Below are 12,482 nucleotides of genomic sequence, written 5' to 3' on the forward strand. Positions count from 1 at the left end.
CGACTATAATTAATTTGCCCGTGTATACGTCTAGTTTTGTAATAATTTTTACGAAAATCCACAATGAAGTAGGATTATTTGCCGTGACAAATTCTTGAGAGGATTAAACCAGATAATTTGAATTTATAAGATTAAAGACTACGTTATTCAACTTTTAAAACATAAGAGAAGTTTTATCAACACAAAAAAATCTGCCCCAAGGTGATCATGACGATCTTTTGAGCAGAAGCGACAAGCAAACAATCAATTATTATGTTTTATCTTTAAAATAATCAGCTATTTCCTGATGAAAGTTGTTATTTTTTTGTTGTAAATCATTAATTATCTGAAATAAATCCTCTGTCTCTTCATCATTCATATCCTTAACTCCAGATTCAGAAGCAGTTTCATTCATGACTTTTGTTTCATCCACATTGTTATGACTCTCTTTATGATTGCTTTGTACACTCTCCCTATTGATTAAATGAAGATAAAGCAAGAGAGAAACCATACTATTCTGTTTCATCGTTACTATTGTTTTGCCATCGCTACTGGACATTACCGATGGACTATTTTCTAATTCTTCTTCAAGCATTTTAATAACTGAACGTTCCAATAATTCTTTTATTTTATGATTCACTTCAACTTCCCTCTCCTTCTTTTAACCTGCAATATTAATGGAATTAATTGCAGAGATACCATCTTGCTTCCCTTCAAAATAAACAAAACCGTCAACACGTATAGTAGTACCGAATGGAATGATGATTTGAAAGTCCTGAAATGACAATTGCTCAGTAGGGTAAATTTCTTTTGCTTGGACAGGCTTTAATAAGTAATGGGTAATTGGGTCAACATTTCCTAATTCAATACGCTCCCATTCAAAATTATGGGTTTGTTGATTTTGGTTAGACGACTTATATTTTCCAGTAAACTTAAATTCATCTTCTGTAGTAATTTTGAGAAGTATTCTTGGTAATTCCACTGGAGTTGCTGACAAGTTTTTTATGTGAAAATCTCCAGTAATTTGATGTGTTGAATACTGCTCATAATCCAATACGACAGTTTGATTAAAATAACAGAATGCTGCACCTTCGAAGCTTGATTTATTAAGATTTTTTAACTTTTCCTTTATATAATTCTGGGTTTGTCCTAATTCAGCTTCCAGCTGGGAAAACCTAATTTTTAAATCCGTATTCGTAACCATAACAAACAATCCTCCCTTTTGTATTGATGGAAAAAGTAGAAATGTGATTTCTCTCTTTAAACATATGCTGCAAACTAGAAAAATATTATCGTTATAGTAGTCAGATTACCTGGTAGGTGTCGTTCAATAATGGCCACTTTTTGCAAAACACACGAAACTGAGATAATGCTCTAGTTCAGCTTCTCATTTTGTTGTATGGGTGAGATTATCATCTGTTCTAGCTCTCTGAGAGATGTTTGTTATCCCATTTAAACCACTCAGTGTTGTGACAGCAATGACCACCAGATTGATAATTCATAATATAGTTTCATACACCACTAACCTCAATTTTATAATATCCACAAGAAGTAAAATCACGGAGCTTTTTTACAAACGGTTAAATTTTTTCTTACATCTCATACTCAAATTCTGCTTCTAACCGTCCTTCACTCTTACAGCCCGTTTTGGACGAGCTAAAATTCGTGTAAACAGGGACGAAAGATGATTAACTGCATAAATAAATAGTAGGCAAACAGGATTGTTCAAGGAGTGAAATTGAAATGAAATTTAATAATAATTATCAGATTACGTCTCTCTCTGCAACAAACAATACAAAAGCAGTAGAGATATCTAACCATAATAATGTTAACAAAAACACTGTTTTAGCAGGGTATAATACATCTATTGGTAACCAAGTGAAACACATTAAAGTTCCATTTTCCACTTATATAAAAATTGACGATTTCCTTCAACAGCCAATTTTCGTTCATACAGCAGAGCGTTCATTTAACTTCAAAGATCAAACTGGGATGAATCCTGACTTTGAGACATATCACCTTAATACATCCACTTATTATCATGAGCAGCCATATGGCAGATTGGCTTTTTCTAACGTACATGCAATGATGAATTTAAATAAAGAGTCTTCTAAAGTATCTAAGAATAGTAACAACATCCAGCAAGAAATAACGAAACCTTTTAAACAGAAATCAAACTCACTAGAAGAGCATGACGTTTTTAGGAATGCATTTCCATATGCAAAGTTTCTTATTCCAATAGTACTTGGGGAATATGATATTGAAATCGCATTAGAGGAAAACACATTAATGGATAAAGGAATCATGGAGATTTTGGAAGTTTCAACAGAGGTTGTATTGACAAATTGTAAATTCTTACCTTCCAAATTCAATTATTCGTCAGATCAAACGAAACGGACAGCTTCAAATGGCGTCTTATTTATTGAAGGCTTTATTCAAGAATCAATGGAATATCTCCCGGCAATTAATTGGGAAAAGATGTCACCAAGGGAATGGTTAAAAAAAGTTTATTATCGAGTAGATCAGAAAATAGCGGTAGATCTAAAGATTCAATTGCTGCAATTAGTTCAATTCTAAGATTGCCATAATAAAATTCCACGTTAAACTCTTACTATTTGTCCATTCATAATTCTACTTACCGAATATCTTATTAATGTAAAACTACTAGATTGTTAACAATAATAAATAGGAGGAATTTTATTATGGTAGGTTTTGGTCAAAGCTATTTAAATAATACTATCGTGAATAGAAATTACACGAAGAAAGCTTCAGATCCCGGCAAAGTAAATTGTGGAGTTAAAGCGCGTACAGAGGTTCAACTTCCAGATACTCCCGCTACTCCTGTCGTTAATCCAGATTTAACTGGTGCGTTTATTAAAGTCCCGCTTGTTCTAGCTGAGACAACACTTCAAGTCGTAGTAGAAGCTGACATTCCGCTTGATCCGCCAGCATGTGAAATTAAAAGAGTATTAAAGGATGTCTTCTTAACACAATGTAAACTCGTTCCTGTAGGTCCATTTACAGAAATAAACGACTCAGGATTCTTCACTTCTGAAGGAGCTAAGTTATTCATAGAAGGATATATCCGTAAAAACATCGAGTACGCACCAAAAGGCTGTAATAGCGCATTACGTACTTTAACAGCCAAGGTTCCATTTTCCGGTTTTGCAGATTTAACTGGTGATCTGATGAATTTACCGATTTTCGGCTTTGGAGAGCAAAGAAGAGCACAATTTCTTGATCCTAAACATGGAGAATCTCCTCGTTTGGATAAATATTACTTCCAGAATAGTGTCGTTTACAATGAACAGCCATTCTGTGAACTTATTAGCGCGGAATTCTTTGAGCTTGACTTTTCTCCGAATTCATTTGACTCACACAAAGGCAAATGCTCTAATAACGACAGTTTTAACAAATTACGGGAAAAAATCGTTACCGATCTTACTTTAAAAGTGTTACAAGTTCAACAAATTCCACTTAATGGTGGCGGAGTCGCTGGAAACAGACACGAAGACGATTGCTAAGATTTATTTAACACAAAAAGATTAATAAATATGCCATTTAATTATTGGTGAAAACAAGTTGAGCTTAGTAATGGCTCAACTTGTTTTATGATTACATGTATTGATGGAACGGACAAGGTCAAATGATGTATTTATCGAAGGCTTTATTCAAGAGCCAATGCTATTTCTTATTGCTATTAATTGTCACCATAAGAATGATTAAAAATTATTTTTTGGAGTAGGCCTTTAGTTCAACTTAATAAATTCCATAGAATCTGAGATGATGAAATTTCAATTTACTAATAAAAATCAACGATTGACTCCTATTATTAGTCTAGTCATAATCTTACTAATCGAATATCTTATTAATGTAAAGGTAATAGACTATTAACAATAATAAATAGGAGGAATTTTTATTATGGTAGGCTTTGGTAAAAGCTATTTAAATAATACTATCGTGAATAGAAATAACACGAAGAAGGCTCCAGATCCCGGTAAAGTAAACTGTGATGTTAAAGCACGTACAGAGGTTCAACTTCAGGATACTCCAGCTACTCCTGTCGTTAATCCAGATCTAACTGGTGCACTTATTAAAGTCCCGCTTGTTCTAGCTGAGACAACGCTTCAAGTGGTAGTAGAAGCTGACATTCCGCTTGATCCGCCAGCAACGGAAATTAAAAGAGTATTAAAGGATGTTTTCTTAACACAATGCAAACTCGTTCCTGTAGGTCCATTTACAGAAATAAACGACTCAGGATTCTTCACTTCTGAAGGAGCCAAGTTATTCGTAGAAGGGTATATTCGTAAAAACATCGAGTACGCACCATATGGCTGTAATAGCGCACTACGTACTTTAACAGCCAAGGTTCCATTTTCTGGTTTTGCAGATTTAACTGGTGATCTAATGAATTTACCGATTTTCGGCTTTGGAGAGCAAAGAAGAGCACAATTTCTTGATCCTAAACACGGAGAATCTCCTCGTTTGGATAAATACTACTTCCAAAATAGTGTCATTTACAATGAACAGCCATTCTGTGAACTTATTAGCGCGGAATTCTTTGAACTTGACTTTTCTCCACATTCATTTGACTCACACAAAGGCAAATGCTCTAATAACGACAGTTTTAACAAATTACGTGAAAAAATCGTTACCGACCTTACTTTAAAAGTGTTACAGGTTCAACAAATTCCACTTAATGGTGGAGTCGCTGCAAACAGACACGAAAACGATTGCTAGGAATTATTTAGTACAAAAGATTTAATATGTAATCCTTTTAATTATTGGTGAAGACAAGTTGAGCTTAGTAATAGCTCAACTTGTCTTATGATGATAAACGTAACAAATCCTAGTCCTTTGAATCTGTAGTTTTTTTGATTTTATGAAGCATTTCATGTGCATTAGAATAATGCGGGAGGAAGATCAATGAACAGTCTAAAGATGCGACAAAGCCAAAAAACACGTGAGAGAGGTTTCTTTGAAGTTTACTTCTCAAAATCAAGTATTAAGAATAGAATTTATATCATAGTATTTTAACGACCCGTCCTGTTAATAAGAAAGGAAAGCAATTATATGTTTTCTTTAATCAGAGAAGAAAAAGTATACGTATTATTGATTTTTTTAATTCTTTACATAAACGTTTATATCACATTTAGTTGTATATACCTTCTATTAGATATTTTAAATGTTGGGACCTTAGTTAATTCCTTTTCATTTAATGAATCACAGAGCTTATTCTCACAAAAATTATTGAATTCACTATACCTAAGTGCAAGAACTTTATTTTTCGATGGCTATGGTTACATTGTCCCTTATGGTTGGTCTAGGATTGTTGCGCTCATTGGAGAAACAGTTGGTTTTTTACTACCGGCATTCTTCATAATCAAGTTCCTCCCTTTAAAAAATATCAGGATGGAACGAAACCAATTTCCGATATTGAAACTAATAGTACGTTCCCTTTTGGTTACTTTAGGAGCCCTTTTAGTTTCATTTGGATTGGAGATTTTTTTAGTTCCGAATAATATCATTGATGGTGGGATCGTTGGAATTTCAATAATAATGTCCTATTTAACGGGCATTAAATTAGAGTTATTTTTGTTGATATTAAACGTTCCCTTCCTGTATTTAGGTTATAGGCAAATCGGTAAAAAATTTGTGGTAACTACCTTATTTGGATTAAGCGTTTTATCACTAGGAACACTTTTTCTATTGAACGTACCTGTTCCAACTGAAAATCCATTACTGGCATCAATTTTTGGTGGAGCCTTTTTAGGAGTTGGTGTTGGAATGGTAATCAGGTCCGGTGGTTCTCTTGATGGTACAGAAATTTTGGGAATTCTACTTAATCGAAAGACACCCTTCTCTGTTGGTAAGGTTGTTTTGTTTATTAATGTTTTTATTTTTTTCAGTGCAGGTTTTGTTTTCGGTTGGGATAGAGCAATGTATTCACTAATAACATATTTTATTGCCTCAAAAATGATTGACTTTACAATTGAAGGGTTCAAGACTAGTTTTTAGACTTCCCATTGTGTAACTATTACTGTTCAAATTGCTTGCCAAAAGTTTTGATATAGAATTCATATTCTTGTATGCAGTATCGACTAATGGATGATTAACAAAGAATATATTAAAAAATCAGATGACAGAATTAGCACGATTACGATTTACTACGTTGTTTTAAGATGGTATACCTTTATAAAAGTTATATAGCCAAAATAAAAGACCAAATCATTGTGTGACTTGGTCTTATAATTGATGTGTGACTTGGTCTTATAATTGATGTGTTACTTGGTACAACTGCTATTAATTTTGTACTATTAGCTTTTACAGTAAGTTAATTATTAATAACCTCTTCTAGTACCTCCATCACCTTATATGCACCAGATGATACATTGGAACATGCAACAAATGTAATTTCATGAGTTGGATAGTACGCTGAGTGAAAGTTAACACCTGGATCATAGCCCATCATGTGATATTTCACAATTCCTTCTGGTTCTTTTGCTATCCATATCCCATAACCATAATATGTGCTATCTTCTTCATGAACAAAAGGTGTCAATAGCTTTTTCGTAAAAGATTCATCAAGTAGCTCATGATGAATCAATGCATGCCAAAACCTAATCATATCTGGTGCTGTGACAAATGCACCTCCATCTGAGCCTCCGCGAATCGGCAAAGAATACAGATTCGTGCGCCACGACCCATCCACCTCATCAATATAACCGAAGGCAGTTCTTGCCGGAAGTGCATCAAAAGAAAAATACCCCGAATTCAACATGCCAGCTCGTTGAAAAATATGTTCATGTACATAGTCGGTAAACTGCTGCCCACTCACCTTTTCAACTACAAGTCCCAATAATATATAACCAGCATTATTATAATGAAACCTTTCCCCTGGTTTGCCTTTCATCGGCTTATCTTGAAATAGTGGCAAAAAGTCAGCTGGACGACGCAATATATACATCGGTGTCTCTTTCCATAAAGCTTCAAAGTCATCCAGAACTTCTTCATCAAAGTAATCTGGAATTCCGGATGTATGTGTTAGCAAATGATGAATTGTTATGGAATCATCCCAATGCGGAAAGACAACATCAATTGTATTTTCTAAATTTTCTTCAAAACTTAATTTACCAGCTTGGACAAGTTGAGAAATTGCAATTGCTGTGAAAAGCTTACAGCCGGATGCAATACCGTACCTCGTATTTTGTTTGTTTTTCAGCTTGTCTGATCGATTAGCATAACCTGAACTAAGCTCCACATTCATTCCATTGCTATCTTTAACAATAATTGTTCCTGAAAAATTATTTCTTTTTTGCAATTCCACAAGCTTATTTTTCATATAGACAATCCTTTCTTTGTACTTAGGAGATAAGCTTAACAAACAGCGAGAGATTAAATAACATTAATTTTATAAATATTCCTACAATCACTCCCATAGATAACATTACCACATTTTTCTTGAATTTTTTATAAAAATATACAAAATATGAAACTTCTAATCTTCGTTCAACGTACAACCTATCAAGAAATAAGAAAAGGGGTATTAATCAATGTCAGAAGCAGCAATGGAGTTAGTTGATGTACGGAAGACAATTGGCAAGAAAGAAATTATTAAAGGACTCTCTTTTACAATCCAAAAAGGAGAGGTGTTTGGCTTTATTGGTCCAAATGGTGCGGGAAAAACAACAACGATTCGAATGATGGTTGGGTTGATGAAGCTAACAGATGGTGATGTCCTCATCCAAGGGAATAGTATTAAATCTAACTATAAGGAAGCTGTACGCGAGGTTGGAGCAATTGTTGAAAACCCAGAAATGTATCCATTTATGACAGGTGAACAAAATCTAGCCCATTATGCCCGAATGATACCTGGGATAACAAAGGACCGAATCAAAGAGGTCGTAGAAATTGTCGGACTCGAAAAGGCTATGAAGGAAAAAGTTGGCAGATATTCCTTAGGGATGCGCCAACGTTTAGGTATTGCACAAGCACTTTTACATAAACCTTCGATTTTAATATTAGACGAGCCAACAAATGGCCTTGATCCCGCTGGAATTCGTGAGATCCGGAGATACATTCGAAAATTGGCAGAGGAGAATAACGTTGCGGTTATTATTTCAAGTCACCTTTTATCAGAAATCGAGTTGATGTGTGACCGAATTGGTATTATTAAAAACGGTGAGCTCGTAGCCACCCAACAGGTACATGAAAATGTAGCAACCGATAATTTAATGCAGGTTAAAATCGAAGTATCACCTAGCGAAAAGGCAATAGAAATATTAAAAACTGAGTTTAAAATTCAAGCCGCTCTGGAGGGTGCAAATCTTCTCTTCCAGCTAGAAAAGGAAAAAATACCAGAAGTTATTAACGTGTTTGTAAAACATGATATATCTGTTTATCAAGTAAGCATTACAAAAGCATCGCTTGAGGATAAATTCTTTGATTTGATTGGAGAGAATACGATTGAGTAATTTTTTAAAACTTATTTCGAATGAACTTAAAAAAATCTACGTTGTGAAATCAACATGGATTATGTATATAGTATTAGCTGTGATTATAGTTGGCACTGGAATATTAAACAATACAGTTGGGGATATTCAAAACAGCTATGAATCGGATTCATGGCGTACACAGCTAGAAGAAGAAAACGCAAATTTAACACAAGAAATGGAAGATGAGACTTATTTAGAAACCTATAACTCGATGGTGATCGAGCAAAATAATTACTACTTAGAAAACGATATTCAGCCTTCAGGATATGGTGCATGGCATTTTATTATGGAAAACAAAATGCTCTTATCCTTAGTAAGTTTATTAACGATTATTGTTGCAGCAGGAATTATAGCGAATGAATTTAGATGGGGAACAATTAAACTTCTTCTGATTCGTCCTATTTCACGCACCAAAATATTAATTTCCAAATACGTATCTGTACTATTATTCGCCTTATTTACCCTATTATTTGTCTTAATTTTCTCTGGTATTACAGGTGCTATTCTCTTTGGTATCGAGGGGATGAATCCATATACATTGCTAGAAAAGAATGGCAGCTTGGAGTACGTATCTGTTATTGGTGAGATTATTTCAGGTTATGGTTATCAACTTATTATATTACTTATGATGGCAACCTTCGCATTTATGATTTCAAGTGTATTCCGTAATAGTGCACTCGCAATCGGACTAGCGATTTTCCTTATGTTTGTTGGAAACCAAATTGTCTTCTTTTTTGCAGAACGCTCATGGGCAAAATATATCCTGTTTGCGAACACAGACTTGAGTCAGTATGCGGATGGAAATACACCATTCATCGAGGGCATGACATTAGGTTTTTCAATTACAATGCTTTTAATCTATTATATTGTATTTATGCTGCTTGCATGGATTTTCTTTACAAAGCGAGATGTTGCAGGAAACTAATTTTTTCAAACATTTAAGTCTAAATTGGAGTTTATACACAGGATGATGATCAAATCCTCATTAGGTCATCTTCCTCTCTCCTCCCCTTTTAATACTTTCTTGTTTCACCTTCATTGAAATCACCTGCATTCTCCCTTGCAACTTCCCAAATACAAATTGTAACCCAATTTCATAAAATCATTGATAATAAACATTGTTTCGAATATATTTAATATGTATGATTTTTCCTGTCCATTCAATATTCATTTCATACATAACGAATTTTTCATAATTTGAAGTACTTTTTTCAAATTTTACGAAACCTTTATTATCGTTTATTCGTATATAAAGTAAAGCACCTATAAATAAGGGATGGATGCATATGATGCTATTTGATACACCGATCGAAACGATTTACTTAATAACGCTAATTGTAGCGGGAATATTAACCATTCTTTACCTCTTATTTGGTGATATTTTAGAAGTCATCACAGAGGCAATCAGCTTTGTTCATCCAGTTCTCATTTTATCTTTTATAACCTTTTTCTCTGCCTCAGGTTATATTTTTGAAGTTCTCACATCATTTAATAGTTTGCTTATTATTGGTATCTCGATTGTCTTTTCTTTCTTATTAACTACATTGCTAAATGTATTTGTTTTAATTCCCATTTCCTCAGCAGAAGAATCGCTTAGCTATACAGAGGATTCCTTAAAAGGAAGAGTAGGCAAAATTATCATTCCAATTCCAGAGAATGGATTTGGCGAGATTATTATCGATAGTAAAAGCGGGATGATTTCAAAGCCTGCTGCAGCTTATGAGCATCAGCCAATTGAAGCTGGTATGCAAGTGCTTGTTATTGAAATAGAAAACGGTGTTCTTTATGTTGTTCCTTATGAAACAGATTTAGATGCCGAATACTCTGTTTAATCTACTAATCCATTTGGATAAGTATTTTAATAAAAACTTTAGCAAACTTGGGATTCTTTAGGCTTTTAGGTGAATACCTTAGTTGCACTTATGCAGATAAGAAAGTTTTATAATTTCTTATCTGACAACTACAAAAAAAGGAGGATAAATTATGTTAGAAAGTATTTCAGTTGGTATTTGGGTCGTAATTGCTATTGTTGTATTTCTATTAATTGCACTTATTGCTGTATTTATGACAAAGTACCGCACAGCAGGACCCGACGAAGCTCTCATTGTAACGGGTAGTTATTTAGGTGGTAAGAATGTACATACAGATGAAGCTGGGAATAAGATTAAAATCATTCGCGGTGGTGGTACATTTGTATTACCAGTTTTCCAACAAGCGGAACCACTAAGCTTACTATCTAGTAAACTGGAAGTATCCACCCCAGAAGTCTATACGGAGCAAGGTGTGCCCGTAATGGCAGATGGAACTGCAATCATTAAAATCGGTGGCTCGATCAATGAAATTGCTACAGCTGCTGAACAATTTTTAGGTAAGTCCAGATCAGACCGCGAGAATGAAGCAAAAGAGGTTCTTGAAGGACACCTGCGTTCCATTCTAGGTTCTATGACTGTTGAAGAAATTTATAAAAACCGGGATAAATTTTCCCAGGAAGTGCAGCGTGTCGCTTCCCAGGATTTGGCAAAAATGGGATTGATCATTGTTTCCTTTACAATTAAAGATGTAAAAGATAAAAATGGTTATCTTGATTCATTAGGTAAACCACGGATTGCGCAAGTTAAACGTGATGCAGATATCGCAACTGCTGAAGCGGATAAAGAAACACGAATCAAACGCGCTGAAGCTGCCAAGGACGCACAAAAAGCTGAATTAGAACGCTCAACAGAAATTGCAGAAGCTGAGAAAGAAAATCAATTAAAGACAGCTGAATACCGTCGTGAACAGGATATTGCAAAAGCTCGAGCTGACCAAGCCTATGACTATGAAACTGCACGTGCGAAGCAGCAGGTTACAGAGCAAGAAATGCAAATTAAAATTATAGAACGACAAAAACAAATTGAGTTGGAAGAAAAAGAAATTCTGCGTCGTGAACGACAATACGACTCTGAGGTTAAGAAGAAAGCAGATGCCGATCGTTATGCAGTTGAGCAATCAGCTGTTGCCGAAAAGGCTAGACAAATTGCAGAGGCAGATGCGAATCAATATCGCATTGAATCACAAGCAAAAGCTGAAGCAGAACAAGTCCGCGTAGATGGACTTGCAAAAGCCGATTCTCAACGCGCACAAGGGGAAGCTGAGGCAGAAATCATTCGCCTGAAAGGTATTGCAGAAGCAGAAGCAAAAGAAAAAATCGCCGAAGCATTCGAACAGTTCGGTCAAGCAGCTGTACTCGATATGGTTATGAAAATGCTTCCTGAATATGCGAAGGAAATTGCTAGCCCACTTGCAAACATCGATAAAATTACAGTTGTTGATACTGGAAGCAGCGGTACAGATGGTGGGGCAAACAAGGTTACCGGCTATGCAACAAATCTGATGTCAACTTTACAGGAATCCCTAAAAGCATCTTCTGGTATTGATGTGAAAGATTTGCTGGAGAATATCACAGGAAAGAACAATTTACCTGACGATATCGATTTTGATCGTGTTCGCTATGAAACGAAAAAAGAGAATGAATTAGCTGCAAGTGAAGCTGATCATTCAAATTAAATTGAAAGGAACGGTCTATTTTACAGACCGTTCCTTCTTTATTAGCTCTCTTTTCCATTTAAAATCAGCTTAAAATCAATCTTCGCTTTTAATGAATCCGATACAGAGCAATATTTTTCTTCACCAAGATTAATTGCACGCCAAACTTTCTTGCTATCAATATCTCCATCAACAATAAATGTTACTTCAATTGCTGTGAAACCCTTTGGCGCCTCTTCTTTACGCGTTCCATCTGTGATAATTTCAATTTTTGATACTTTTTCTAAATGTGGTCTTAAAATCATCGTTACATCAATTCCAATACATCCAGCTAAAGAACCAAGCAGCATTTCAGTTGGCGTCGCTCCTTTACCTAAACCACCATAGGCTTCTGTTGCATCCATATAGGTTGCATAACCAGAATCACCAACTGATTCAAACGCTCGTCCACCTGTCCATGTTGTAGTTACTTTCATTATTTAA

11 protein-coding genes and 1 pseudogene are annotated in these 12,482 nt (G+C 34.9%); 8 read left to right on the top strand and 4 right to left on the bottom strand.

Features of this window, described 5'->3' with window-relative positions; all coding sequences use genetic code 11:
• Positions 1-250: 250 nt before the first annotated feature.
• Both D1B32_RS20805 and D1B32_RS20810 read right to left on the bottom strand, forming a co-directional pair.
• Entirely contained in the window at positions 251-619 is a 369-nt protein-coding gene (locus D1B32_RS20805; protein WP_118890347.1) for a hypothetical protein, read from the bottom strand.
• 21 nt (positions 620-640) lie between these two features.
• On the bottom strand, positions 641-1,183 hold the full coding sequence (locus tag D1B32_RS20810) for a hypothetical protein (RefSeq protein ID WP_095314460.1): 543 nt from the start codon (positions 1,181-1,183) through the stop codon (positions 641-643).
• 539 nt (positions 1,184-1,722) lie between these two features.
• Between D1B32_RS20810 and D1B32_RS20815 the strand changes: the two genes are divergently transcribed.
• The 4 genes and pseudogenes from D1B32_RS20815 to D1B32_RS20830 all read left to right on the top strand — a co-directional run.
• Positions 1,723-2,556, top strand: coding sequence for a BC_2427 family protein (locus D1B32_RS20815; protein ID WP_118890348.1), 834 nt, complete (start codon positions 1,723-1,725; stop codon positions 2,554-2,556).
• Between the two features lie 125 nt (positions 2,557-2,681).
• On the top strand, positions 2,682-3,503 hold the full coding sequence (locus D1B32_RS20820) for a CsxC family protein (RefSeq protein ID WP_240033866.1): 822 nt from the start codon (positions 2,682-2,684) through the stop codon (positions 3,501-3,503).
• Between the two features lie 397 nt (positions 3,504-3,900).
• The gene (locus D1B32_RS20825) at positions 3,901-4,719 is read left to right on the top strand and encodes a CsxC family protein (protein WP_240033867.1); all 819 of its coding nucleotides are present in this window, start codon (positions 3,901-3,903) and stop codon (positions 4,717-4,719) included.
• A gap of 672 nt (positions 4,720-5,391) precedes the next feature.
• Positions 5,392-5,991, top strand: a pseudogene (locus D1B32_RS20830) (YitT family protein); the annotation flags it as partial.
• 322 nt (positions 5,992-6,313) lie between these two features.
• On the opposite strand, the gene D1B32_RS20835 reads toward D1B32_RS20830, so the two are convergent.
• Positions 6,314-7,321, bottom strand: coding sequence for a serine hydrolase domain-containing protein (locus D1B32_RS20835; protein ID WP_118890349.1), 1,008 nt, complete (start codon positions 7,319-7,321; stop codon positions 6,314-6,316).
• Positions 7,322-7,532: 211 nt separating this feature from the next.
• Between D1B32_RS20835 and D1B32_RS20840 the strand changes: the two genes are divergently transcribed.
• The 4 genes from D1B32_RS20840 (at position 7,533) to D1B32_RS20855 (ending at position 12,020) form a co-directional block, all read left to right on the top strand.
• Positions 7,533-8,453, top strand: a complete 921-nt coding sequence (locus D1B32_RS20840) for an ABC transporter ATP-binding protein (protein WP_118890350.1) — start codon at positions 7,533-7,535, stop codon at positions 8,451-8,453.
• Entirely contained in the window at positions 8,446-9,399 is a 954-nt protein-coding gene (locus D1B32_RS20845) for an ABC transporter permease (protein ID WP_095311497.1), read from the top strand. Before D1B32_RS20840 ends, D1B32_RS20845 begins: the two co-directional genes overlap by 8 nt.
• Positions 9,400-9,760: 361 nt before the next feature.
• On the top strand, positions 9,761-10,306 hold the full coding sequence (locus D1B32_RS20850) for an NfeD family protein (RefSeq protein WP_118890351.1): 546 nt from the start codon (positions 9,761-9,763) through the stop codon (positions 10,304-10,306).
• A gap of 151 nt (positions 10,307-10,457) precedes the next feature.
• Positions 10,458-12,020 carry a flotillin lipid rafts scaffold protein FloT gene (locus D1B32_RS20855; RefSeq protein ID WP_095311494.1) on the top strand — a complete coding sequence of 521 codons (1,563 nt, stop codon included), beginning with the start codon at positions 10,458-10,460 and terminating at the stop codon, positions 12,018-12,020.
• 41 nt (positions 12,021-12,061) lie between these two features.
• Here D1B32_RS20855 and D1B32_RS20860 read toward each other — a convergent pair whose 3' ends face one another.
• Positions 12,062-12,475 (bottom strand): OsmC family protein, encoded by a 414-nt coding sequence (locus tag D1B32_RS20860; RefSeq protein WP_118890352.1) that lies wholly within the window; start codon positions 12,473-12,475, stop codon positions 12,062-12,064.
• Positions 12,476-12,482: the final 7 nt, after the last annotated feature.

Source organism: Oceanobacillus profundus (assembly GCF_003515705.1).
In the GTDB taxonomy this organism is placed as follows: domain Bacteria; phylum Bacillota; class Bacilli; order Bacillales; family Amphibacillaceae; genus Oceanobacillus; species Oceanobacillus profundus.